Genomic DNA, 25,527 nt, shown 5'->3' with positions numbered 1-25,527 from the left:
AACTGCTGGTGGTTCCGCTAGTCTTACGGCCGGCACATGCCATTCGTCGTCAGGCCCACAGGCTCAGACCTGGCCAATCACGATCTTCCAGCTCAGGCCTGGCCGGTCACCGTCAGGTAGACCAGCATGATGTTGAGGGCCACAATCAGCACAGCCACCAGAATGAAGATCAGATGCTTGACCATGCCGTCACGGTACTGGCCCATGAGTCCCTTGTCGCGCGTGTAGCGCATGAGGGGAATGATGGCAAAGGGTATGCCAATGGACAGGACCACCTGTCCCACAATCAGAGCGTAGGTCGGATTGGTGGAGAACCAGAGCACCACCAGTGCGGGCACCAGGGTCACCACCCGGCAGGCCCACATGGGAGCCTTGACATGGAGGAGCCCCCGCATGATCTCGGACCCGGCGTAGGTACCCACCGAGGTCGAGGACAGAGAGGATGCCAGCAGACCGACCGAAAAGATTACCCCCACAGTCGGCCCCAGCACTGTGGCGATAGCATGCTGGGCACCCTCGATGGAATCGGTGCCTTCCATGCCATAGAGGGAGTTGGCGGCCAGAACCAAGAGGGCCAGGTTGACGCTGCCGGCCAGAAGCAGGGCCCAGACCACGTCGATCTTGCTGCCCTTGAGCTGCCGCTTGATGGAGGGTTTGCGCTCCCCCTTGGCATAGTGGTCGTTGACCAGGGTGGAATGCAGGTAGATGGCATGGGGCATGACGGTCGCGCCCAGAATGGAGGTGGCCATCAGGACCGAACCTGTGTCCCTAAAGCGTGGTATCAGCCCCTGGACCACTGCCATACCGTCAGGAGGATCAACGAAAAGACCGGCTATGAAGCCAAAAGTGATGACCAACAGCAGAGCGATCACCACCATCTCGAACATCCTATGGGTCTTGCCCCCCTGGAACCACAGGAGGATGGTAGAGACCAGACCGATGATGCAGCCACCCAGAAAGAGTGGCAGATCGAACAGGAGCTTCAAGGCTATGGCACCGCCAATCACCTCGGCCAGGTCGGTTGCGATGGCGATGACCTCTGCCTGCATGAAGAACATATAGCGCCCCGCATCGCTGAGCCGCTCTCCTAGGATCTGAGGTAGCGATTTGCCGGTCACGATACCGAGTTTGGCACTCTGGTACTGGATGAGCACGCTCATAGCATTGGCAAGGACCAGGACCCAGACCAGCAGGTAGCCGTAGCGGGCACCCGATGTGATGTTGGCTGCGACATTGCCGGGGTCCACATAGGCGACAGCCGCCACGAAAGCCGGTCCTAGGATGGATACCAAGGCGTGGCCACCTGATGGGGACTTCTCCTCCTCCAAACCGTCAGCCAGCCGGCTGCTATCCAGGGTTACAGGCTTGGCCAGCGGTCTGACGGGCTGGCCGGGTTCAGACAATGTACCGGCTGGGGCCGATACACCATGTTCCTGGCTGCCGGCATCGCCCTGCCCCGACAAGTCACCCGTCCCCAGCCCAGCCTCTTCCCTGACCATTCCACCATTCACTTTCCAAGCAATTTGGCTCTTGCTTTCTGTGTCCTTCACAAGGGTATAGGTCTTTTATGTAACGCTTTCATGTACCGACACGCAAGACCACAAGCCTCAATTCACCATAGAAATCGACCATCCAAAGGCACCGCTTTCTCCTCCCCCTTTACGAGGAGGGAAGTTGCTGGGCCGGGCATTGATGAAGAACCTTCTGCATAGCAGCCTTCTCCTGGCTGGTTACAGTGAGCCGATACTTGCTTTTGACGCCAATCTGACGGGCCGCATACTCGCAGCGATAGGTAATGTTAGAGGGCAGCCAGTCTGAAGCTGAGGCAGATCCCTTCTCCTGGTTGGCTTGCCCGTCGACTGCCAGAAGATTGTACATGTCGTTGCCGTACCGGTAGCGTTGTACCTGGTCCCACCTGTTTGCCCCAGACTGCCAGGCATTCTCCAGGGCCACTACATGGTCTATCTGCACAGCAGTGCTAGTGTCTTTGCCGCGCACAAAGTTGATGTTTCTGCCGGTGTAGGGGTCGTGGAGAACCCCCGATGCCACCTTGCAATCGCCAGCCCAACGGTAACTGACATTGGTCAAGTCCCGTGCCAGCACATGCTCACGCACATCACAGTCATCGCCATAATTCCTGACCTGCCGGTATCCGAAGGAATCCCGCTTATACCCATACGTAGAAACCCTATCGTTGACCGTCAAGGCATTCAAAGCATCAGCGACCGGCCCATTCACCAATGATTGACCAGTGACACGGCCCACGGGCTCATTCACCCTCGGCAGAATAAGTCCCAGGCTGATACCTAGCACCATTGCCACGATCAGGAGTATCAGCAGCCGTTCGATAGGTGGGTCACCGGGCAGTAGCCTCGGACGAAAACCAGCACACTTGCGCCCATGGCCTTCTCTAGCCCACCGCCCCCTGAACAGGGCACTCCTATATCTCTTCATGGATCACCCACCCTCATTCCCACAACGCATGTCTTCTACGATAGAGCACATCTTGAAGGCCGAGTTGGACAGGTAGAGCGACAACCGGGTTATAGGCGAGCCAAATCAAGACTATGCAATGTGTATAAGCATGCGGTCAGCAGCAATTCGGCAACGCAGCATTAAAGGAAATTGCCTGCATTCAAGGAGGGATTTCCCTCCTTGAATGCAGGCAACTCTGATACAGGGCAACGCAATCAGACTGTTACTTACCGATGGGATTACTGGTCTCGTCGGAATCTATTTCTGAATTGTCCGATAGGTTAAAGAGCTTCACCACACCACCCACCGAACCGCTATCAGCAGTGACCTGAATCTTGTAGCGGACAACCAGAGTGGACATGGGATCCAACACAAAGTTTGGATCATTGGTGGTGAAACCAGTAGGCGATATATCAAATTTGGAAGTGACATCCCATTGCGGATCATCAGCCGCATTGACCTTATGGCTATTGGAAGTAGAGTATTGGGCCACGAAGGAGTCCTTAACCAAGGTCGCCTTGCTTCCCCACGTGTCTTCCACTCTAATCTTTGGATTCTGGAAGCCTGTCCTATCATTGGTCAGAATCTCGTTATACTCTACGATGTCACCCTTCTTTACCTCGGTGCCTTGGAAGGGATAGGCGTTCTTCACAACCTTTTGGTACTTACCGACATTCTGGATACCAGGCACAAAGACGGCTGGCCAAATCGTAATACCAGACTGGTCCCTCGGGCTACCGGTGTAGTAGATCTTGGGTGATACACAGCCGGGAACGCCATAAGCGCAGACCTCAAACTCCTTGGTTGAGCCATAGCCCCAACCACCCAAGGCCGCACCGCCACCATTCTCGCCCCAACTATAAATGGACCCGTCATCCAGATTAAAGTTTGCGGCATCCTTGTTACCGCCGACTCTGATTGCTTTGCGGTGCTGGGGATCAGTGGTCGGATCCCAGACGATGCCTGGTCTATGTTCACTATTCCAGGGTGTAACACCGTCCGGAGCCAGATTGGGTGTATTGGCACCGCCAATGTTGGCCTCGCCCCATCCATAAACGTAACCATCACCGGTGACGAACTGACCTGAATGGTATGTGGCATTCATATCAATCACGTTCGTGCCTTCAATCCGGCTGCCAGTGTCTGTCTTCGCACTGAAGATATGCGGGGTGGAATCCCAGATGGTGTCTCCACCTTGATTTGCGGCGTCAGGCATACCGACACGATAATTGGCTGAACCCCACACCCAAAGATTGTTTTTACTGTCAAGCAAGCTACCGAAGCCATAACCTTCTGCGAATTTGCTGGCACCATTTTCACGAACCACCTTCGTGAGGGAGGGTACCTGGACAGGCTGATAGCAGTATGCTTCATAATAGGTGGTGTTCAACAGCCAGCAAGGCTTACTCTGATCAGCGGAAGACAGGGCCTGAAGTTCGCTGTTTGACAGCCCCGCATTCCCCTGATAATTCCTACCCCAGTACCACACATTATCGTCAGAATCCACGGCGTGAAAACCCTCATAGGAGTTAAACAACTCTTTAATCTTGGTGCCGGCAGGAAACTTCACCTTGGTGGGAACCTGTGCCACACCAGCCTGCTGGTCAACCGGGTAGCCCGATAAGGATCCAGCTGCCCCCGGAGAAGTCCAGCCCCCGGCCGGGCCAACCTTACCGACACCACGTCTTCCGAATGACGGATCTCCTGTCGTCCATACGGTGCCATCCTCCTTGAGGTAGGCGAAGCCATACTCATTGGAAGAGACGCTGATCACCTTGCTGGTGTTCAAGCCGTCCGGATAGGCCGTAGCCAGGGCTCCCTTTGGCAACGGAGCATCGGGGCCGTCTATAGGTTTCCATGTCTTGGGAGAGGCGTTGGGATTGGCCTGATTCACATCATTGGGTATGCCCTCTGGGGGTGCGGTTCCATCCTTATACAGTCCGAACACGCCACCAGTGGTCACCATGGGTGCCGTGAATCCATTTGCAGGATATGCCGCACTTACTGGAACATTGGTTCCTCTCTGGGTGTTGTCTCCCCACCCGTAGAGGTTCCCCCGCTTGTCCACCGCCATTACGGCATAGGCTGAGGCTGCGATGGACGTGAAACCGTTGACTCCTTTGATGATCTGAGGACGATTGTTCAGCTCCCAGGTCTGGCATGCCGGACCCTCCGGGGTGCTCTTGGGGGTATAGGAGGCACCGTTCTTCGAGTTTGGCGAGCTCGCGCCACCCTGTCCAGCATTATCTATGGAACAGTAATTGTAGTAGCCCCAGATCCAAATATTACCGCCCTTGTCGAGCGCAATCTGGGAATCAAGGGCATAAGTGCCCTTGACGCCAGCACCGTCAGCAAAATCCTCCTCTGGAGAGGCAATCTCCACCTGCTTGTGCTGAATATAGGCCGCATCTGCGTTAGTGGCGGACAACGGCAGCAGCATGGCCACAGCCAGAGCGGCTGACAGTGCCAGCGCACCGTATCCGCGTCGTATAATCTTCATCGGGTCTCTCCCTTCACCAAGATGTTCAGACCAGTGGTGGTCCCGTTGTAAACAAACAGCTCGTCCTTGGACAGAGTCGTGTCGATAAATTGTTTGACAATGAAGGTCTTGGTCTGCCCCTTCTGCAAGGAGACGGGAATCTTGGTCTCCAGCCATCCCGGGGCTGCAGGATTGTTCGCCGCGGGATTGCTGGGATCCTCTGCCCCATCTGTCCCCAACTTCCCAGTCCACAACTGCTGCCCACCGTCATATATGGTGAACCGCATTTGAGTGAATAGATCTGGATAGTACGAATAATTTGGTAAGGTCCCAGCAGCTACGGCCGAGGTCGGTACAAACTTGCCCTTGACCTTCAGGTTGGGGTCTGGATCCATGAACTTGAAAGCAATGCGACCAACCTGGTTTTGGGAGGCCGTTACCTTAATATTCCACTGCTGTTGGCCAGAGGAGAAAGGGTCCACCAGCTGGACCTTCACAGGGTCATCAGCGCTTCCCGTACCAGTCGGTTTGGAATTTGGGCCATTCCCGGTCGCCGCCTCCACCTTGATAACGAAGTCGTTGTCAGTCGCTCCCTCCTCACCGGTGGCCCTGCCAAACGGTGTAACGACCAGCGCCAGCAGCGCCCCTACGAGCACAGCTGCCAATCCGAAGACCAGGTATGTTCGTCTTCCACTAAGCCTTAGCATGGCTTTCCCCCTTAACTTGGCATGATTCGTATGCTGATGAAATTTCACTTGTTGCCCCTCTTGGCGGCGTGCCTTACCGCCCACACTTTCCGGTTGTCGATGATGAACAGACTGACCAATAAGGTCAAGACCAAAAATGCCATGGTTAAGACAGCCACCAGGGTCAGATCCTTTTTGGCATCCTGTGGATAGGGAATGGGCTCTGGCATACGTGCCCTGATCCCGGACACCAGGAGCCGATGAGTATTAACACCGTAAGGGGTGCAGGTCATCAGAGTGACTCTGTCCTCCCCCTTCTGAATCCTGAGACTACTGGTGTCGTCAGGTTCTATAACTTTGATACGATCGACTTCGTACGCATTGGTCTTCCCCATGGATGTGATGTAGAAGGGGTCCCCGACCTTCATCTCATCCAAGCGAGTGAACATGAGTGCGTTCACCAGACCACGATGTCCTGTTATGACTGAATGGGTTGATGGACCGCCCACCGGCAAGGATGTTCCATAGAGATGACCAGCTCCAGATGCCAATGCGGCTTCGGACGTGCCATGGTAGATGGACAGGTTCACGGATATCTTCGGAATACGCACCGAACCCATCTGTCCTTCCCCCTGATCGAGTAACTGCTGGTATTGCTTATCCTTTTCAGATTCTGTCTGACTATGTGTCTTCTCAGAGCCAAAAGGGTCCACGACCTCTCCCATGACAGGCTGCCCTGACTGGGCCAACCTAGCATTGTAGGACTTCGCTGCCTTGATAGACTCCTCAGCCTGCGGATAAGGCCAGGCTTGCACCTTCTTGGTGGATTCATCGGAGAGGCGACTCTGCTCAACACCGGATAGGTACTGCCTGACGAACGGATATGATATGACCAACAAGCCGAGAATCAAGATGAGTAGTGACAGCAGCTTCAGCGAGTTTTCGGACAGCAATCTCCTCTTTTTACCGTGCGCATGGGCAGAAGGACGCTCCCCGTCGCCTTCAACGACGACGGGTTCAACCAATGATTCACCCATTGCTTGTGAGCGTCCTTCCATGATGCAACCTACCTAGTTAATCTCAGAGACTCGCAGGAGCGTCGGCAGCGGAAAGCTGACCCTTCTTACGAGCAACCAGGTAGAGGGAACCACCGGCCAACACCAGAATGGCACCGAGCGAAACCAGGAAGGTAACTCCATAGGCACCAGTGAGGGGCAGTTGCGCCAAGCTGGTGACATGCGCCACCTGGAAGATACCGTTCTGGGCATCGATCAGTGTTGCCAAGCCCGGAAGATCCTGACGCGCCATGGAGTAGTCCAGGGTGTCCAGAGTCTTGTCGGCTTTGTAGGTAGCGGCGATCTTGCCATCGAAGTCCTCGGTAGACAGCAGCTTGTACTTGCTGGTCGGGTTACCGTCGATATCCTTGGTGGGGGCCCCAGTCTCCTTGACGGTGAAGGTGCCTTCGCGAAGACCATCAATATGCATCTCACCATTGGCGGGAGAGACAATCTCGGAGACCTTGGTGACACTGGGATCGGACAGCTCAGCAGGCAGAGGCGTGCGATAGGCGATGACAGCACCAGAGTTGTCCTTGATCTCAACGAAGGACAATTGAGCACCATTCAGGGACTTCACCGTGAACTTGGCGCCTTCCAAGGGCCTGGAGGTGATCTTGTCTACAGCGTTGACCTGCAGCTTGAAGGTGTAGACAGGAGTGCTGCCTTCAGGTGTCTTACCGGTGTTGCCACCGTTGCCGTCGCTAGGATCGTTGGAGAATTCGACATTTGCGTCGTTGTGGACGGAACCGGTGGGAGTCGTGGAACCGTTGGGGTAGATGACGGAGATGGCCTCATCATTCAGAATGGCCTTGTAGGTGATGACGATCTGCTTTCCGGCCAGGCTGAAGTCCTTGCTGGTGATCTTGCCACGCATGAAGTTATCGAAGTTGAAGGTCATGGAGACGGGACCCGCGGTCGGATCCTGGGTCGCGGTGGTGGCGATCGTATAATCGGTACCCAACACGAGATCCGTGCCGTCAATCGACACCTTGGGATCCATCAGCGATTCGCTGTAGCTAAGACCCTTGGACAGCTTATCGTTAACGTGCAGCACGTAGGTAGCCGGGTCGTAATTGGTGTAGGTGGGAACAGTGCTCTTAATGGTGAAGTCAACCAAATCACCAACATTGTAGCTGGGCTGAGAGGTGGTCTTCTCAGGCTTTCCAGGATAGTTGGCCTTGATCTTCACCTCATCAGTGACGAAAGGAGGCTGATTGGCATCAGCCACACCACCAATCTTGGTGCTGACCAGGATGGGGAGGGTCGTCTGGGCATCGGATGCTGCAGGTGCGGCATCCTCAATCAGGTAGATGCCATCATCAAAGGTGAATTTGGGTGTTTGGGTGTTGACATCAGGTACAGAGCTAATGGTGCTGTTTGTTACCTGAGTCTTAATGTCAGCGTTCTTTGACAGTGCAGTGACAAAATCACGCAGCTGGCCCGCATAAGCTTCGGGGTCCTTGGAAGTGTCTCCACTCATGTGCTCAGCCACGTAGGCCATGGGATCATCATTCGTCACGGTTGGTGCCAGCACGGCATCCAGAGTGCTCTTGGCAGCAGTCTGGATCGTGGGGTCGGCAACAGTGGCCACCGACACGGCGAAGGGGGTGCTGGATTCATCAACATCAGTGTAATCTGCAAGCTTCACAGCCTTGTAGGTTCGTCCCTTGGCAGCGTCACCAGTGATGGCGACAGAGACCGCCGGACGGTTGGCTGCACTAGCAGTGATCGCACCACCAGCAGCCATGGCGAGTCCTGCCACCACGGTTGTGAGAGAAGCGAGCAGCTTCATACTCCTCGTATTTTTCATTTGCCCTTGTTCCTTTCAACAATGGCGGTATGACCATCGACAAGTCATACTTCCTTCACTTCCGGTGGCCCACTATGTGAATGGGCCACCGCACCTTCCGGTATCCCGGAAGAAGTCTTAGATTTCCTGCCTGCTACGGCGGATATAGATGGCTATGACCACCAGCCCGAAACCTGTGAGCACGAGCATGACCATGGCCATGAGCCGTCCTCCGGTAAGTGGCAGCGTAGACAGGGGATGGGAGAACTTCACCTCAGTACTCGGATTATCGGTTGTTTGCTTAGAAGTCGCCGAGTTCTTCAGGGAAGCCCCCTTGGGGACGTTCGGATGAGCCGTCACATCATAGCTGATGGTTACCACCTCACCGGGCTTGATGCCCGATCTATCCTCCCATTGCAGATGAGGACTGGTAAACGTTGGCTGCGCTAGAACGTGAGTGGCATCAGAGGATGTGGCATTCAGGTGTTCAGGAACCGATGCGTTGGCGAGCACTTGGGTCAGGTCATCAGAGATCTCGGCCCTGTATACGGTCACGCCAGTGGTATTGGTGTAGACGATTTGGTAATGGACCTGTTGACCATTCCCGACTGAGCCAATGCTCACACCGCTTGCATTCTGTGCCTTCTTATCCAGCGAGACGCCGACCAAGGGGTTTGACACCGTGTTTGAATCGGGACCACGATCACCGGTCATGAAGTTCTCCAGGACCAGGTTCGCCCCAGCTGACTGAGCGTCATGGGTATGGATAGGCAAGTTCAACTTCACCGTGGAATGTGCTGCCAGAGGTCCCGTCCAAGTTAGTATCTTATTCGCTTGGTCGTATGAAGTCACTCCAGCAGCTGCCGGATCAGAGGTGACTGCTGATGAGTCGAAATCGACCTTATCCATCAGCTTGCCGAGGTCGTCGGTCATGGTGACCGAGTCCACATCAGTGTCTGTGTGGTTCGAGATGCTCAGCAGGTAGCTGTAATCCTGATCATAAGCCACCGAATTGGCCGTAGCAACCTCGTCTCCATGAGCGTCAAGCAATGTCTTCTTCATATCGACCTTGCCTAGTTTCTGCTCCGTGGAAGGCTGGTCGGTTGACCGGTCACTACTGAAAACATTCTTAATCGTTCCTTGGTAATACAGGGGATCTTGGCTCTTCTTGACCTTGATCTTGTAGGTGATGCTTGCGGTCTTGCGACCAGGGACATCACCGGTCCAGGTGATCTTCTTACCGGCTTGGTCGAATACTGGCGCGGGCCCTGCGGTGGAAGGATCGACTGCCAGGGATGACACCTGCCCACCCTCGGCATAGTCGAGTACCCCCGAAAGGTCATCACTGACAGTGGTGTGTACGGAACTGCTGACCGGATTAGGATTCTCTATCTTCAAGGTATAGGTGATGTCCTGCCCAGGGAATACCCGAGTGCCCGTAGGGGGATCAGATTCCTTAGCCAGATTCAGGTTCAGTTGGTCCTCGAAGTTGTAGACATAATCCCCACCGGTTACCAAAAGGCGCTGATGGTATTCATCATCGGGGTTGCTCGCACCAGTGTTACTGGTATAGGAGTAAGGAACAATGGCCCCACCGAGCAGACCCATGGATCCGAATCTCGCATCCACACCGTTGAATCGCTTCAAGGTCTGACGCAATTCCGGACCGTTCTTGGTGACTGCATATCCTGCGACGAAACCTTCTGGATTCGCGGGCTGGCTGCCATCCTGTCCCTGATAGGAAACATATAAGGTGTCATTGCCCGCCGCTGACTTGCCGACAGCTACGGAGCCTCCCACATATGAAGCCCCAGCGGGATCAGTGATCTCGATGTCCTTGCCGGCAGCCCCAGAAGTGGTATCAAAGACTAAGACACGCCCGACCTGATTATCTCCATCAGTCCCCCTATCCCAAGACGGGTCGCCTGCGTAGATGGTCTTCCCATCTCCGCTGAAGGCCAGGGACCGGCCCAGTCCGGCACGGCTGCTTCCTTCCGCACGTGGGTATGAACCGACACCCGTATCAACCGTCAGGTCATGGGACAGACTTCCAGCCTGGTCGAACAACTGGACCAGACCGGTTATACGAGGGGTGCCCGCAATTTCGGTGATGTACCCAGGAGCTCCAATAGCATAAGCGGTTTTGCTCACCGCAAGAGCCTGACCTGCCAAGGCTCCTGCCTTGATTGAGGGGTCCTGCTTGGGAGCCAGCAGCGGTTGGGGAAGGGAGGAGGGATCAGAGAGGTCAAGGGAAAACGCCATACCCGCGTCTTCAAGGTCATCGACCTTAGAGTTCGGGGCACCGATCAGCAGTGTGTCGCCATCGGCGGCAATCGACTCGGCAAAATTGCCAATGTGGTACCTGGCTGTATCCACCGGCTTGCTGATGGTACGCAGCAGGCTACCAGTCATGTCGTAGACGAAAATTTGCTGAGACCATTTCGCCGACACGATAAGACGGCCATGGCTCAGGGCTACCCCGTAACCGAACCCAGAGGCATCAGATGGAGCGGGTATGACAATCGTGCCGGGTAGAGTCATCCCCGACCCATCGTATTCGGTATTGCCAGTCCACTTGCCAATATCAATACTTCCTGGCATGTAGGAGCCTTGGAACGTCTCCAAGGCCACTGAACCATCGCCTTGTTGGCCTGAAACACCCTGCTGCTGAACATAGGCCAGGTACTGGCCTTCAGCCGCGGCTCCATAACCCTGCCTGTCGGCATTGGCAACACCGAAACGAGCCGTCTGACCCAAGGTCGGGAAATCCTCACCAGCACGCTTAACGCTGGCCTCACGCGTGAGTTTGCCACCAGACTGTGGCTGTGTCACGCCAAGACCAGCGCTGAACCCGTAGGCCACCAACGAAAGGCACAAGACCACCACCAAAGCGATCAGACCAATCACCGCCGGATGAAGCTTGCTCCGCAATTCTGCGTGTTTTACCATTGCCTACTATTCCCCCAGTACCAACAGATGTGTCGAACAAGGCACATCCGATTACAACTCGGATATGCCAACTTATGTGAGACAGTGGGTAACAATCAGTACCCTGCCAGAGCTTGCGCGAACAGGCATCATAACATTGCCCAAGAGGTCGTCAACGAATGACCAACCCGGAGTGGATACGCGCACGCCTAAGAAAGAGAAGAAAGTTGTATCAAGGATGCGGAATGTGCCATTCTCCTGCCAGTGACCTCAGTGTCGTTGTGGAAATGGCAAGAGTTGGAAATGCGATATGCATCCGTGTATGAAGTGCCGAAAGCACATACGTGCGCGGCTCAAGATTAGTAATCATCGAATGAATCCCCCAATTCATCCACTTTGAGATAGAATGCTATCTCAAAAATTGTTCCTCATGAAGCCCAAAGCTGCACTTCCAAGAAACTCACAGTTTAACTCTCACAATAAGAGCGATTAATATCACTATAACATATTCTGTGACTTTTGTTAAATTGGCGTGTTTCACTGAGTCAGAAGTCTCTAGGTTCCTGCTCAGGCATAGGAAAAACTAAGCGGATCATGCCCGGCTCGGGTATCTGAATCCAGTGCCGTAAGGGCCTGATGCTCGTCAGGACTCAAGGAGAAGCAGAAGAGATCCAGATTCTCTGCCTGCCGACTGGCATGGACTGATTTGGGGATGATGATGGTCCCGTTCTCAACATGCCAGCGAAGAATCACCTGGGCTGGGGAGACTCCGTGCCGCCGGGCCAGCTTCTCGATGAGCCCTCCCCCTGCCTCGAGATCGGCTCCGCGCGCCATGGGGGAGTACGCCTCCACCGCGATGCCCACCCCCTTGCAGAAGTCCACCAGCTCTCGCTGCTGCCAACTGGGGTGCAATTCTATCTGGTTGACCGCCGGCCATTCACCAGTCTCAGCATGCAGACGCTCCAGATGCTCAGGCAAAAAGTTACAGACGCCCAGGGACCGCACCCGACCCTCAGCACGGAGCTGGTCGAAGGCCTTCCATACCTGGTTGGCCCGCCAGTTGAAGGGCGTGGGCCAATGAATCATATACATGTCCACATAGTCAAGCCCAAGCAAGGACTGCTGCCTGTCAAAAGCCCTCAGAGCACTCTCGTAGCCTTGCTCCGAGTCCCTCAGCTTGGTGGTTACCCACAGATCACGCCGCTTGTACCCCCGGTCATAGCCAGTGGAGGCTAGGGCCCTGCCCAGGCCACCCTCGTTCTGGTATCCGGCAGCGCCGTCCAGATGCCTGTAGCCCAATTCCAAGGCGCTGGTGACCACCTGGCTGGTGTCCTCGTCATCAATCCGCAGGAGGCCAAGGCCCACCTGGGGAATACGATTGCCATCGTTGAGCCGAACGGTCGGCATCGACGTGCAGGGGCTGCCTGAATGGTTCGTCTTGGGGGCATCGCCCTGGTCGATAGCGGTCATGAGCCAATTCCTTCCGTACGGCGCTCCCGCTCAGTGTAGCAAGCTCAGAGGGTCAGGACCTGGTCAGCGATCCGCATGGCGGAGGGCCGGTGGGAGACCATGACGATATCGGTGTTGCCACCGTCAGCCAGCCGCTTGATGGATTGGAGGATCACCGCCTCGTTGAGGGCATCCAGGCGACTGGTCGGCTCGTCAAAGAGGACCAGCTGGGCTTCGCGCAGGAAGATTCTGGCCAGGCCGATTCGCTGGCGTTCCCCCTCGGACATACGGCCACCCAACTCTCCCACATTGGTCTGGAGACCATGGGGCAGGGAATCAATGAGGTCAAGGACCGAGGCTTGGCCCAGGGCCCGACGTAGGTCCTGGTCGCCGGCGCCCGGGCTGGCCAACAGCAGGTTGTCGCGGATGCTGCCGTCAAAGAGATAGGTCTCCTGGCTCATCAGGGTCTGGACCTTGCGGCGGTAATGAGCATCAATCTGCGGCAGGGGCTGGTTGGAGAAGCTGACCCTTCCCTGCTGGGGGTCCCAGTAGCGCATGAGCAGCTTGAGGACCGTCGACTTGCCTCGGCCCGATGGACCCTGAATGCCCAGGATCGCCTGGCGGGGCACGGTCAGATCGAAGTGGTCCAAGACCTGATGGCCGGAAGAGGGCATGGTGGAGTCTGTGGAATTGGCGGGCCTGGCGGAATCATAGGAGAAGCTGACCGCCTCCAGTGCCATGCCGGTGTATGCCGGCTTGCCGCTGCCACGCTCCTCAACAGCGGGCACCTCATCCAGGAGGGCGAACATGCGCCGGGCGGAGGCGAAGGTCTGCGTCAGGCTGGCCGGCAGGGCGCTCAGGGCGCTGGTGGGGCCGAAGGAGCTGGCTATGAGGACTATGGCGACCAGACTGCCGGCAGCAGAAAGACCCTCCTGCCCAATGAGGACAAGCCCCAGCCAGGCTGCGGCCACGGTGGAGACCATGACAACCAGGGCGGAGATACCCTCGAAGTTGCCGTTCTTTCGGCTGAGTCTGGCCCGTCGGGCCCAGAGCACACGAGTCCTATCCAGAACCTGGGAGAGACGGTTCTTGCCCTGGCCAAAGCGGATGATCTCACCCAGACCCCGCATATCGTCGAGGACGCGGGCATCCAAAGCCGCGGAAACACGGCGAATCTGCTTGCCGATACCCTGGAGGTTGCTAGCGAATAGACGGGGAACCACCAGGCCCATGACCAGGTGGGCCAGCACGAGCAACGGCACGTACCAGGGACTGATGAAGGCCAGGGCCAGGACACAGAGGACCGTGGTCAGCAGGGCGATCAGCACCGGGGAGATGGTGTGGGCGAAGAAGATCTCCAGCAGCTCGACATCCGTGGTGATCAGGGCGACCAGGTCACCCTTGCCCGCCCCGGAGAGCTTGGCCGGGGCCAGGCGACGCAGGGCCGTGAAGGCCTTCTGGCGGAAGAGGGCCAGCAGGCGGAAGGCCATGTTGTGGTTCATGTACTGCTCACCGTAACGCATGAGCCCACGGACCAGGGCGCAGGCGGCCAGGGCAAGGAGGGCACTACCTGTGCCCATGCCCCAGACAGGTCGCCCCAGTTGGGCCAGGAAGGCGAAGAGCCCGAAGACCGGCAGGAAGATGGCCGACATGTGCCCGATGACACCGAAGATGCAGGCGGCCAGCATGATGGGGGTCAGGCTACCAACCTCCTTGAGGAGCCTCTTGACCAAGGCCAAGTTGCCCAGGTCAGCCGCCGGGGACTGCCCGGCAGGCCCGGATTGATCCAGTGACTCGGGATCACCAGCATCCTCCGGCTGCCCTGCCTCCTCGTCCCGGCCATCCATAGCCTCGGCCTTCTGACTGAGTGGCTGCGGGGCCTGCCGTCCTTCGCCCAGGTCCTCTACGGCCTCCTGGGCCCTGTAGAGCTCCCAGTAGCGGCCATTGGCCGCCATGAGTTCCTGGTGACTGCCGGCCTCGATGGCCCTGCCCTGGTCGAAGACAACGATTCGGTCGGCATCGACCGCGTTGGCCAGGCGGTGGGTGATCATGAGCACCGTCTTATGGCGGGCCAGCTCATGGATGGATTCGAGGATCAGGGCCTCGCTGCTGGGGTCAACGCTGCTGGTCGCCTCATCGAAGATGTAGATGGAGCCATCGTGCAGGAGGGCCCGCGCTATGGCTATGCGCTGGCGCTGGCCGCCGGAGAGATTGGAGGCCCCCTCCGCGATGGGCATGTCAAGCCCCGCCTGCTGCCGGTAGACGAAACCGTCGATGTGGGCCAGGGCCAGGGCCTCCCAGAGCTGGGTGTCAGTGGCACTTGGCCTGGCCATGAGCAGGTTCTCCCGCAGGGTCCCGGCAAAGAGGTGGCTGTGGGCGCAGACCAGGGTGACCGTTCTGATCAGGGAGTCCGCCTTGAAGTCACGCAGCTCGCAGGATTTGGCCATGCCCAGTTGGTCGTAGTGGAGGGTCAGGGAACCCGAATAGCCGGTCAGGGTGCCGGCCAGAATGGCCGCTGCGGTGGACTTGCCCGAACCGCTGGAACCGACTAAGGCCGTCAAGTGGCCGGGCTCCATCCTGAAGGAGACTCCCTGCAGGGCCACCGGGGCCTTGCCTGCCGGCGACTGGCCCTGCCGAACTTGCTCGCCCGACTGACCCGTTTGGTCTGACTGCCCGGCCAGGCCCGGTCTCATCTTGCCATCGGCCTTGATTGGCTGCGGGTAGACGTAACCGACCTGGTCAAAGACTACCGAGAGGCTATCATCATCGGCGTCGATCTCCTCCCGGCCCTGTTGGGCCTCCGGCGCGTCCAAGAGGGCGAAGATACGACGGGTGGAGGTCATCCCGTTCATAGCCACATGGAAGTAGGTGCCCAGCTGGCGCAGGGGCAGGAAGAAGGAGGCGGACAGGAGGATGATGACCAGACCGGCGGGCAGTCCGATATGACCGGCGGCGAACTGCCAGAAGGCCACAGCGATGCCCGCCGCGGTACCGCCGTATGCCACCAGGTCCATGGCTGACAGGGATTGGAGTTGAATCTGCAGGACCTTCATGGTCATGACACGGAAGGATTCAGCCTTGTAGTTCATGGTCCTGGCCGCACGTTCGTCCGCGTCGAAGGCCTTGAGGGTCTCCAGGCCCTGCAGGTCGTCGAGGAAGCTGGCCCCCATGTCCGTGTACTTGCCCCAGTAGCGCATGAAGATCTTGGAGGTCCTCTTGCCGATCAGACCCACGATGGCCACAATCAGCGGTGCGCAGACCAGCAGAACCAAAGCGGCGGGCACATTGATGGGCAGCAGGACGACAAAGAGTGTCAACGGAGCCAGGATGGAGAAGAAGAGCTGGGGCAGGAAGCGGTCGAAGAAGCTCTGGATCTGCTCGATCCCCTCCCCCGCCGATTGGACCACGTCGGAGGTACGCACCAATTGGGAGTATGCGGGACCCAAGGCCAACATCTTGCGGTAAAGCCGCTCACGCAGGGCGAACTTGACCCGTTCGGCGGCTTCGGTTCCAAAGTGAGCCGCAGCACGGATGGCCAGGTATTTGATCAGGGCGATGAATAGGAGCAGGATGGTGAGGTAACCGTAATCACTGGGCTGCCACTGCATGGATGCGGGAGGGTCCACCGTCTGACTCGTGCCACGCAGCAGGGTCAGTGGCAGCAACAGCTGGCCCAACAGACCCACCAGGGTGAAGACAAAGGCGATGTCCACCAGGAGCGAGACCCACAGGCAGACGACCTTGGCTGCGACCAGCCGCCCAACGCCCGGTGCCAGTGTGAACAAACGCTTATCTACCATTACTCATCTCCGACCTTTTCACAAAACAGATACCAGCCTAACGGAATATGCCCCAATAGAACAGTGTGTCTTTGACCACCAACGTCATTCTTGACAGGTCCGGCGCAGCGGGCCGGGGTTCGCGGAGGGACTCAACGATCTGTGGAGCTTTGGCCTCAGCTGGGGGCCGGGTACCGGCAGCTATGCAACAGTGCCGACCTGCCTTGCAGCAGATCGGCACCTGCCTGAATCCTTGACCACTATGGCCACAACCTGGGCGACCAGGCGCATCAGTCCACCGGACCTTGCGCCACTAGGTCACTCAGCCACTCGGTGACTCAGTGGCGGTTGTCCAACCTGTGGACCATATCGGAGAGCTCCAGTTCTCGCTCGAACTGGCGGAGCTTGGTGTCCTGGTCGATGACGGCCAGCTCGACCCCAGCCATGCGGGCGAAGTCCTCCCAGGCCTCACGACCCACAGAGGTGGTCATGCAGGTGTGGTGGGCGGCGCCGGAACGCAGCCAGCACTCGGCCGAGACCTTGAGGGAGGGCTGGGGCTTCCAGAGGGCGCGTGCAGTCGGCAGGACCTTCAGGGAGCCGCCGGGCTCGACCACGTCGACCACGTTCATGACCAGGCGGAAGCGCTCACGCATGTCAGCCATGGAGACCACCACGGCGTCCTTGTGGGGGGCCACCGAGAAGACCAGACGGACCGGGTCGGCCTTGCCGCCGATGCCCAGGGGGTGAATCTCCAGCCTGGGCTTGGCCATGGATCCAACGGAGGGCGAGACCTCCAGCATGTGGGAGCCCATGATCTCCTCCTGGCCGGGCACGAAGTTGTAGGAGTAATCCTCCATCAGGGAGGCGCCACCCTCAAGGCCGGCACCCATGACGGCGCCGACGCGCACCAGCATGGAGGTCTTCCAGTCACCCTCTGCCGAGAAGCCGAAGCCGTACTCGGAGGGCAGCCGCTGGGCACCCACGCCGGGAAGCTGGGACAGGGTGCCCAGGTCCTCGAAATTGTCGACGGCGGCGGTGGCACCGTAATCCTGCATCATGTTCACCATGCCGCACTCCTCTTTGGCGGCGGTGTAGAGGGAGTCGTAGCGGGCGTCCAGGAGCTCGGGGGCCACATCATACTTGTCCTTGTAGTCCCCGATCACGGCCTTGACCTGGTCTTCGCTGACCTTGTCCACATAGGAGACCAGCTCGTTGACGGCCCAGGTGTTGACCTGGGTGCCGAAGACACGCTCGGCCTCGGTCTTGTCGCCCTCGGTGACGGCCACATTGCGCATGTTGTCGCCCCAACGCATGACCCGCATGTTCTGTGCGGCGTCCCAGCCGGCACAGGCGCGGGCCCAGGTGGCGACCTTCTCGGCGACCTCCGGATCGGTGTAGTGGCCGACCACTATCTTGCGGGCAATGCCCAGCCGGGTAAGGATGTATCCGAACTCACGGTCGCCGTGGGCGGCCTGGTTGAGGTTCATGAAGTCCATGTCGATGGTGTCCCAGGGGATCTCGAAATGGTGCTGGGTGTTGAGCTGGAGGAGGGGCTTGGTCAGGACCTCCAGGCCCCGAATCCACATCTTGGCCGGAGAGAAGGTGTGCATCCAGGCGATCACCCCGATGCAGGCCTGGTTGGAGGAGGCCTCGGTCATGAAGGCCTTGATGCCGTCCGAGGACTTGAGGGTGGGCTTGAGGACCAGCTTGACCGGGATATTGCCGCTGGCGTTCAGGGCTTCGACGATTTCGGCGGACTGCTGGGCCACCTGCCGGAGGGCCTCCTCACCGTAGAGGTCCTGGGAGCCGACCCCGAACCAGATTTCCTTGCCTTCAAAAGGATGTGCGAATGTCATGATGCTTCCTTTGCTGTCTGCTGTGACTCTTGTTGGATGCTTGGGTGTTGCCGGTCTGGGGCGACCATTGCGCCAGACCGGCAACACTACTTGTTACTGCCGTTTGGACCCGCTCCGCTCAGTGTTGGCCGTAGACGTTCTGGTAGCGCTCGTTGAGCTTGTCGACATCGGCCTGGTCGATCTCGATGATCTTCCCCAGCTGTCTGGCCGCCCACATGGTGTGGGCCACCTCCTCGGTCATGGCGGCGGCCTTGACCGCAGCCTCCGCGTCCTTGCCGATGGTGAAGGGCCCGTGGTTCTGCATGAGCACGGCAGGCGAGCGCGGGTAGTCCTTGAGGGTCTCGACCACGCCCTTGCCGATGGCCTCGGAGCCGATCAGGCGGAAGGGGCCCACGGGCACGGGTCCGCCGAACTCGTCGCCCATCATGGTCAGGCCGCAGGGGATGTTCTGGCCGGTGGCGGCCCAGGCGGTGGCGTAGGTCGAGTGGGTGTGGACCACGCCGTACACGCCGGGCATGTTGCGGTAGATGTAGGCGTGGGAGGCCGTGTCCGAGCTGGGGGCCTCGGAGCCGTCGACGAGGTTGCCCTCCAGGTCGGTGACCACCATGGAGGCGGGGGTCAGGTACTCGTAGCGCACGCCCGATGGCTTGATCACCATCAGGTCGGCGGTGCGCAGCCGCTGGGAGACATTGCCCGCCGTCCACACCACCAGGTTCCACTTGAGCAACTGCCCGTGCAGGGAGGCCACCAGCTCCCGCACCTGCTTGACCTCAGCCCGGGTCCGCTCCGAATAATCCGCCAATGTAACCATTGCATTACCTTCTTTCCGCTCTAGGCCGGCCCTGCGGCGGGTCGGGATGCATACTTTTACTTACCATGTGTCCTGGCTTTCATTACAGACGGTATCAGCCCGCCTGCTCCGGTCCCCGGACCTTGCGCCCGGCGGCCGCCACCGCCGCCCACCGGCCACAGCCCTGCCGGCCCTTCAGCCTTCCAGAGGGATGGCCTTGATGGCCGCCTCCTCGATGGGCAGCCCCGTGTTGAAGCGCCCGAAGAAGTCCTCAAAGCCCTCCACGTCCCGGGGGTCCGGCATCTCGACCGTCGATTCCGATCCGGCGAAGACCCTCTGGTCCAGGTAGTCGTCCAGGGGCATGTCGGCATGCCCCAGGTAGTCGGCCAGCACCGCCATGCCCCAGGCGCCGCCCTCGGCTGCGGTGGACATGACTTTGATGGGGGTATCGAAGGCCGCAGCCAGGATCTTCTGGGCCACCTTGGGGGTGGTGAAGATGCCCCCGTGACCCACCAAGCTGTCGACCTTGACGTGCTCCTGCTTGGTCATCACGTCCATACCGATCTTGACCGGCGAGAAGGCGCCGAAGAGTTGGGCCCGCATGAAATTGGCCAGGCTCATCCTGGCCTCGGGGCCGCGTGCGAACACGGGCCGGCCCTCCTCCAGTTCTGCCAGGAACTCGCCGGAGTAGAAGCAGTAATTGAGCAGGCCACCGGCATCGGGGTCGGCATCGGGGCTGATGGCCGCCCGAAAGAGGAGCCCATAGAGCTCGTCGGCGGGCAGGTCCAGACCGGCCGCCTTGGCGAACTGGCCGAAGATCCTGACCCAGGCGTTCAGGTCGGAGGTGAAGTTGTTGGCGTGGCTCATGCCGGCCAGGTCGCCGGCAGGCGTGGTCACCAGGTCCACCTCGGGGTGGAGGGCGGCGGGCTTGTGATCCAGGATGACCGTGGCGAAGATCGAGGTCCCGGCCGACACATTGCCGGTCCTCACGCGCACGGCATTGGTGGCGACCATGCCCGTGCCCGCATCGCCCTCGGGCGGGGCCATTGGGCTGCCGGCCTGCAGGCTGCCGGTCGGGTCCAACAGGCGAACCCCGGCCTCGGTCAACTTGCCGGCCTCCTGGCCAGCCACCAGGGGTTCAGGCAGGATGTCAGCGATGGACCAGGGCTGGGCCACCACGTTGGGCAGGGCCGAGAACCGGTCCAGGAGACCCTTCTCCCAGCTATGGGTCCGGGGGTCGATGGGGAACATGCCGGAGGCGTCCCCCACACCCAGGACCTTGCGCCCGGTCAGCTGCCAGTGGACATAACCGGCCAGGGTGGTGAAGAAGTCCACCTGGCCCACATGGGCCTCCTGGTCGAGGATGCACTGGTAGAGGTGGGCGATGGACCAGCGCTCGGGAATGTTGTATTGGAAGAGCTCAGAGAGCTGCTCGTGGGCCTGGTGGGTATTGGTGTTGCGCCAGGTGCGGAAGGGGACCAGGAGCTTGCCGGAGGCATCGAAGGCCAGGTAGCCGTGCATCATGGCGGAAAAGCCAATGGAGCCGATGCGGGTCAGGGGTTCGCCGTAGAGCTCCTGGACCTGCCGGGCCAGCTTGGCGTAGGCGTCCTGCAGGCCGGACCAGACCTCCTCCAGGGGGTAGGTCCACAGGCTGTCCTCCAGGTGGTTCTCCCACTCATGGTCACCCAAGGCGATGGTCTGGTAGTCCCTGTCGATGAGGACGGCCTTGATACGGGTGGAGCCGAACTCGATGCCCAGGGCCGTCTGCCCCTGGCTGATCGCCTGCGCACCGGCGGACCGGCTCGACCCGTCGATTGTTGCTACCATGGTCATGCTCCTTCACCTAGAATCAACCCAAGCCGAAAGCTCTTGACTGCTTGCCGCGGGCGTTACACAACCTCGTTGTTGATGATGGCTCCTCATATGATAGTGGCTCCACGAGTGTTAGCGCTCACATAACTAACTCATAGTCTAGCTCCCCAGGAAGGAGATTTCAAATCGCCACGCCCCTCAGCGAGCCGGTTGGGACCAGGCCGCAGACAGGCGCCGACAAGGCCGGAAAGCTCCTACTGCCTGTGGGCAGGACCCAGGGAGCTGCGGCGGATCACGATGGCTGGCACCAGCCCCACCCCGTGGGAGGAGGCTGGATAGCTGGGCTCCTCACCCTCGCCCAGGAGCCGCAGGGTCTCCTTCATAGCGGAGATGCCCAGTTGCTCGAAGTCCGGGCGGACGGTGGTCAAGGGAGGGTACATGTTGTCCGTGGCCGGCATATCGTCGAAGCCGACCAGGCTGATGTCCTGGGGAATGCGCATGCCATGCTCGTGCAGGGCCCTGGCCACGCCCACGGCCTGGGCGTCGTTGGCCGTGACCACCACTGTGGGCAGGCTGGAACCCGACGCCCCCAATCGTTCCATGACATGGTTCATACGGGCGTAGGCCTCCGAGGCGTCCCAGGTCTTGGAGGAGACGATCAGCGAACGCATGGAGAGTGCCACAGAGGCCTTCTGCCAGGCCAGCAGCCGTGTAGCCGCGTCCCTCCATTCGTGGGGGCCGGCCAGGTAGAGGGCCGACCGGTGCCCGTAGTGGGCGACCAGCTTGGCCATATCGGCCATGGCCCCCCACTGGTTGATGCCCACAAAGGCCGTGCGCTTCTGGGCGTCCACCCGCAGGAGGCTGATGCCCTCCCGCATGCTCATACCGCCGTGGGTGGAACCGATGATCACCCGGGGCCGGTCCACCCGCACCCGGCAGGCGTGGGAGAACATGACATCGGTGGGGGTCAGGAAGAGGTAGGCATCGACGTTCTGCTCGTCGAGGGTCAGGCACATGGACTCAAAGTCAGCCTCGGAACACTGGGCCTCATGGACCATGGAGACCGTCAGGTAGAGGCCGTGCTTGCGGGCCATGGACTCGATGGCGGAGATGGTCGATATGGGGCCATAGAAGTTACGCCCCCCCGCGATCAGCCCGATGGTCCGCGACCTGCGTGAGGCCAGGGACCGGGCCGAATTGCTGGGGTGGTAGTCCAGGGTCCTGATGGCCTTGAGCACCTTGGCCCGCGTGGCATCAGAGACGTCCGGCGACTTATTGATGACCCGGGAGACGGTCTGGTGGCTGACACCGGCCAGCTCGGCCACCTCGAACATGGAGGGTCTCTTGGTGCTCCGCCGCCTGCCTGCCATGGTCCGACTCCCTCCTGGTGAATGTGCCCATAGCGGCCGAAAGCCGCCGCCGGGCGCTTACCGTCAGTCTACCCTTGCCTGGGCCAAACTCATGAACGCTCACAGCCCGCCCAGGCCGCGGGCAGATGCCAGCAGCGCCTCAGTGGTCAACAGCGCCCCAAGGCCAGCCCAGCCCACACGCGGTCAGGTCAGGTGCCAACTCGTCCGGTGAAGGGGGGTCGGGCCATACTCCATGATGGCCTCCCGGTGGTCCTTGGTCCCGTAACCCTTGTTGCGGACCCACTGGTAGGGCCGGTAGGCATCATTGCCCTGGGCTATGGAGACCATGAGCCGGTCTCGCGTCACCTTGGCGATGACCGATGCCACCGAGACCAAGGCGCAGGACCGGTCGGCCTTGACCCTGGTCCTCACCACCAGGGGCTGGCTGAGGCTTGGGGCGTCAAAGGTGTCGCAGGCCTTGGATATGTAGTCGTAGGGACCGTCCAGAATACCGCAGATACGGCCGGGACCGGCGGCAGAGACCGGGCTGCCGAGACTGCCGGGCCCCTCCCCCAGACCCAGCTGGGCTTCCAGGTCCTTGATGGCGCGTAGGGCCGCGATGCCCAGGGCGTAGGTCATACCCCACTCGTCAATCTCGACATTGCTGGCTTGCCCCACGGCATGGGCGGCCGGCCAGGCGCAGAGTTCCTGAAACATGGCTTCTCGCCGATGCTCGGTCAGCAGTTTGGAATCAGCGACCCCGGCCGGCACCATGACCTGCGGCAGATCCTTGGCCCAGAGAGCCGCGACACCCACCATCACCGGGCCGGCCAGGGCTCCCCGGCCCACCTCATCGAAACCGAGGATCAACTCATGGCCCTGGGAGGCCAGCTCCCGTTCGAAGTCCAGGTTGGGCACACTGAGACTGTGGGCGGCCACGCCTCCTAGGGGTTCGCGCCCCAGCTCCTGACCATGTCCCTGTTCCGGCACCAAGCCACCGTCACTTGGCCGACTGGGCACCGGGCACATCCTTGAAGACCTCGTGGTTGGAGTCAACCATATGGATATGGTTGAGGGGCCAGATGATGGCCAGGCCGGTCGAGGCCACATTCTTGATGGGAACCAGCCCATGGTGGCTGTCGCCGGTGTGGAAGCGTGAGTCCGACGAGTTGGAACGATTATCGCCCATGACGAAGATGTGGCCAGGGGTCACCTTGACCTTGAAGGGCACAGAGCTGGGTTGCACGCCAGGCCGAATATAGGGTGTCTCATCGACGGGCACCCCATTGATGGTCACGGGGGCACCCGATCCATGGCACTCAACGACGTCTCCCGGCAGGCCAATCAGGCGCTTGACCAGGTAGTCACTGGTCAGCCCTTTCACACCGGCCAACCAGTTGTCGGGGTCGTGGAAGATGACCACATCGCCGCGCTTAAGGCCCGAAATCTTTGGGGTGACCATGCTGCCGGCCACATGGTCACCAATTTGCAGGGTCTCCAACATCGACCCCGATGGAATCTCGTAGATGCCCAGAACGAAGAGACGGATCACAGCCACCGTCAGGACCACGCAGACAGACCAGATGGCCCACTCCTTAACGCCCATCTCCCCACGTTCACGGGCACGGGCCTGGGCAAAGGGCTCCGGATCTAAGGCATGCTGGGCCACAGCGAAGGTATGGTAGTCCTGGTCCGACTGCTGGTAGCCTGCGCAGGCCCCATCCTGGCCCAGAGCAGGTTCGTCATACTTGCGCCTGCCGTGTCGACTCACCGCATCACCACCAACTTCGCTTTCCTCACCATCAGTCATCATTCACCAACCTGCCGCCAGCTGGAACTGGCCTGTTACCGCCATATACGAAGATAGCCCGGCAACCCCGCAGGATACCAGGCCATCCTCAACGCATGAAACCGACCGCGTCTCAGTCCTTGTCGCTGTTGTCACGACGCTCGACAATACGAGCGGCCTTGCCGCGCAGCGAACGCAGATAGTAGAGCTTAGCCCGGCGCACACGGCCCTTGCGAACCAGCTTGATGGAATCAATGACCGGGGAATGCAGGGGGAAACGACGCTCCACACCGCAGCCGAAGCTGACCTTGCGGACCACGAAGGTCTCGCGCAGGCCCTTGCCCTGGCGGGCGATCACCACGCCGGTGAAGGCCTGGAGACGGGAGTTGTTGCCCTCTTGAATCTTAACGTTGACCTCGACGGTATCTCCCGGGCGGAACTCGGGGATGCTGTCGGACGGCTTGATGTGCCTGGCTTCAAAAGCCTCAATAGCATTAACCATTGCTATCTCCTGCCGCTGCCGCATACCAGCGTACTGTCAGGGGCTGGGGATGCGAACCTTGCGGCCCATCCAGCCCATAACCAAATTCCCAGGAGTCTGCCCCTGGAAAGCCTGCCGATTCGCCGATTTATGGGCAGTTACCCAGCCCTCGACTGAACCTGGTGGAAGAGCGGCCTATGCGGCGGCCAGTCTCCCGACATAGCAAGACCTCACTATAGCATCCGCCCTAGTCGACAGTTAGCCCCACCCTCCGCTCCTATCCCATCGGCATCATCCGAGATAGCCCTCCACCCTCCACCCCGAATCCAACCATCCAGTATCCCCAGTGTCGCGCCCCTGATTTGGATACACCCTAACCAGAACCGTCCGGCATCCATAGGGTCGTCCCCTGAATTGGATACCCCCTCCACCCCGTCACAACCATCCAGTGTTCCTAGTGCCATCCCGTGAATTGGATACCCCCCCCCCACCTGACTACAGCCACCAGCAGCACCCCGACTCATCAGTTTTGTCCGAAATCCCTTAATATCAGGATCCACCTAAGGAAATTCGGACAGAATATCGTGTTTTCTGTCCAAAATCCCTTATTAGCAGGAAACTGGTGAGGGATATCGGACACAGGGGTGGCCGACTCGAATCCGGTTGACCTCTGCCGCACTGGCGGGGGCTCGTGGGGGATGTGGTGCAAGACCGGGGAGGAACCCGGCGTTCACGGCCGGCGAGGAGACAGGAGGATGGTCCCGCCAAATCCCTTTGCATGGAGCTGGCAACCAGCGGCGGGTACGA

At 59.5% G+C, this 25,527-nt stretch carries 16 protein-coding genes; all 16 read right to left on the bottom strand.

Annotation, left to right across the window (positions count from 1 at the left end; translation table 11 throughout):
• Positions 1-92: 92 nt before the first annotated feature.
• The 16 genes from CRD60_RS06785 to rplS all read right to left on the bottom strand — a co-directional run bounded on the left by CRD60_RS06785 (position 93) and on the right by rplS (position 24,741).
• Positions 93-1,499, bottom strand: a complete 1,407-nt coding sequence (locus CRD60_RS06785; protein WP_236630889.1) for an Nramp family divalent metal transporter — start codon at positions 1,497-1,499, stop codon at positions 93-95.
• A 160-nt stretch (positions 1,500-1,659) separates the two neighbouring features.
• The gene (locus CRD60_RS06780) at positions 1,660-2,454 is read right to left on the bottom strand and encodes an HNH endonuclease family protein (RefSeq protein WP_113860529.1); all 795 of its coding nucleotides are present in this window, start codon (positions 2,452-2,454) and stop codon (positions 1,660-1,662) included.
• Between the two features lie 244 nt (positions 2,455-2,698).
• Positions 2,699-4,975 carry an RCC1 domain-containing protein gene (locus tag CRD60_RS06775; RefSeq protein ID WP_113860528.1) on the bottom strand — a complete coding sequence of 759 codons (2,277 nt, stop codon included), beginning with the start codon at positions 4,973-4,975 and terminating at the stop codon, positions 2,699-2,701.
• A complete protein-coding gene (locus CRD60_RS06770) occupies positions 4,972-5,709 on the bottom strand; it encodes a hypothetical protein (protein ID WP_127975662.1) in 738 nt (245 codons plus the stop codon). The genes CRD60_RS06775 and CRD60_RS06770 overlap by 4 nt, the downstream gene beginning before the upstream one ends.
• A complete protein-coding gene (locus tag CRD60_RS06765) occupies positions 5,706-6,677 on the bottom strand; it encodes a class C sortase (RefSeq protein ID WP_113860526.1) in 972 nt (323 codons plus the stop codon). The genes CRD60_RS06770 and CRD60_RS06765 overlap by 4 nt, the downstream gene beginning before the upstream one ends.
• Positions 6,678-6,720: 43 nt before the next feature.
• Positions 6,721-8,445, bottom strand: a complete 1,725-nt coding sequence (locus tag CRD60_RS06760) for an isopeptide-forming domain-containing fimbrial protein (protein ID WP_161522205.1) — start codon at positions 8,443-8,445, stop codon at positions 6,721-6,723.
• A gap of 180 nt (positions 8,446-8,625) precedes the next feature.
• Positions 8,626-11,436, bottom strand: coding sequence for an isopeptide-forming domain-containing fimbrial protein (locus CRD60_RS06755; protein ID WP_127975661.1), 2,811 nt, complete (start codon positions 11,434-11,436; stop codon positions 8,626-8,628).
• A gap of 546 nt (positions 11,437-11,982) precedes the next feature.
• Positions 11,983-12,822 carry an aldo/keto reductase gene (locus CRD60_RS06750; protein ID WP_236630897.1) on the bottom strand — a complete coding sequence of 280 codons (840 nt, stop codon included), beginning with the start codon at positions 12,820-12,822 and terminating at the stop codon, positions 11,983-11,985.
• A 107-nt stretch (positions 12,823-12,929) separates the two neighbouring features.
• Entirely contained in the window at positions 12,930-16,664 is a 3,735-nt protein-coding gene (locus CRD60_RS06745; RefSeq protein ID WP_113860522.1) for an ABC transporter ATP-binding protein/permease, read from the bottom strand.
• A 317-nt stretch (positions 16,665-16,981) separates the two neighbouring features.
• Positions 16,982-18,499, bottom strand: coding sequence for an L-arabinose isomerase (gene araA, locus CRD60_RS06740; protein WP_113860521.1), 1,518 nt, complete (start codon positions 18,497-18,499; stop codon positions 16,982-16,984).
• Positions 18,500-18,617: 118 nt separating this feature from the next.
• Positions 18,618-19,310 carry an L-ribulose-5-phosphate 4-epimerase gene (locus CRD60_RS06735; protein ID WP_113860520.1) on the bottom strand — a complete coding sequence of 231 codons (693 nt, stop codon included), beginning with the start codon at positions 19,308-19,310 and terminating at the stop codon, positions 18,618-18,620.
• A 174-nt stretch (positions 19,311-19,484) separates the two neighbouring features.
• On the bottom strand, positions 19,485-21,116 hold the full coding sequence (locus CRD60_RS06730; protein ID WP_113860560.1) for a xylulokinase: 1,632 nt from the start codon (positions 21,114-21,116) through the stop codon (positions 19,485-19,487).
• Positions 21,117-21,355: 239 nt separating this feature from the next.
• Positions 21,356-22,471, bottom strand: coding sequence for a LacI family DNA-binding transcriptional regulator (locus CRD60_RS06725; protein ID WP_113860519.1), 1,116 nt, complete (start codon positions 22,469-22,471; stop codon positions 21,356-21,358).
• A 183-nt stretch (positions 22,472-22,654) separates the two neighbouring features.
• On the bottom strand, positions 22,655-23,368 hold the full coding sequence (locus CRD60_RS06720) for a ribonuclease HII (RefSeq protein ID WP_407923182.1): 714 nt from the start codon (positions 23,366-23,368) through the stop codon (positions 22,655-22,657).
• Between the two features lie 82 nt (positions 23,369-23,450).
• Entirely contained in the window at positions 23,451-24,263 is an 813-nt protein-coding gene (lepB, locus tag CRD60_RS06715) for a signal peptidase I (RefSeq protein WP_236630888.1), read from the bottom strand.
• 109 nt (positions 24,264-24,372) lie between these two features.
• Complete coding sequence (rplS, locus tag CRD60_RS06710) at positions 24,373-24,741, bottom strand: 50S ribosomal protein L19 (protein ID WP_113860517.1); 369 nt, start codon at positions 24,739-24,741, stop codon at positions 24,373-24,375.
• Positions 24,742-25,527: the final 786 nt, after the last annotated feature.

The organism is Bifidobacterium aemilianum, from assembly GCF_003315635.1.
Classification (GTDB): Bacteria; Actinomycetota; Actinomycetes; order Actinomycetales; family Bifidobacteriaceae; genus Bifidobacterium; species Bifidobacterium aemilianum.
The sequence above is the reverse complement of the archived record's forward strand: the minus strand, read 5'-3'. Positions and strand labels throughout refer to the sequence as shown.

What these genes read in the sequence shown, in the direction of transcription:
- lepB (WP_236630888.1), bottom strand. Translation starts at nt 24,263, where the DNA reads ATGATGACTGATGGTGAGGAAAGCGAAGTTGGTGGTGATGCGGTGAGT.
- CRD60_RS06765 (WP_113860526.1), bottom strand. Translation starts at nt 6,677, where the DNA reads ATGGGTGAATCATTGGTTGAACCCGTCGTCGTTGAAGGCGACGGGGAG.
- CRD60_RS06785 (WP_236630889.1), bottom strand. Translation starts at nt 1,499, where the DNA reads ATGGTCAGGGAAGAGGCTGGGCTGGGGACGGGTGACTTGTCGGGGCAG.
- rplS (WP_113860517.1), bottom strand. Translation starts at nt 24,741, where the DNA reads ATGGTTAATGCTATTGAGGCTTTTGAAGCCAGGCACATCAAGCCGTCC.
- CRD60_RS06745 (WP_113860522.1), bottom strand. Translation starts at nt 16,664, where the DNA reads ATGGTAGATAAGCGTTTGTTCACACTGGCACCGGGCGTTGGGCGGCTG.
- CRD60_RS06730 (WP_113860560.1), bottom strand. Translation starts at nt 21,116, where the DNA reads ATGGTAGCAACAATCGACGGGTCGAGCCGGTCCGCCGGTGCGCAGGCG.
- CRD60_RS06775 (WP_113860528.1), bottom strand. Translation starts at nt 4,975, where the DNA reads ATGAAGATTATACGACGCGGATACGGTGCGCTGGCACTGTCAGCCGCT.
- CRD60_RS06755 (WP_127975661.1), bottom strand. Translation starts at nt 11,436, where the DNA reads ATGGTAAAACACGCAGAATTGCGGAGCAAGCTTCATCCGGCGGTGATT.
- CRD60_RS06780 (WP_113860529.1), bottom strand. Translation starts at nt 2,454, where the DNA reads ATGAAGAGATATAGGAGTGCCCTGTTCAGGGGGCGGTGGGCTAGAGAA.
- araA (WP_113860521.1), bottom strand. Translation starts at nt 18,499, where the DNA reads ATGACATTCGCACATCCTTTTGAAGGCAAGGAAATCTGGTTCGGGGTC.
- CRD60_RS06725 (WP_113860519.1), bottom strand. Translation starts at nt 22,471, where the DNA reads ATGGCAGGCAGGCGGCGGAGCACCAAGAGACCCTCCATGTTCGAGGTG.
- CRD60_RS06750 (WP_236630897.1), bottom strand. Translation starts at nt 12,822, where the DNA reads ATGCCGACCGTTCGGCTCAACGATGGCAATCGTATTCCCCAGGTGGGC.
- CRD60_RS06735 (WP_113860520.1), bottom strand. Translation starts at nt 19,310, where the DNA reads ATGGTTACATTGGCGGATTATTCGGAGCGGACCCGGGCTGAGGTCAAG.
- CRD60_RS06760 (WP_161522205.1), bottom strand. Translation starts at nt 8,445, where the DNA reads ATGGCTGCTGGTGGTGCGATCACTGCTAGTGCAGCCAACCGTCCGGCG.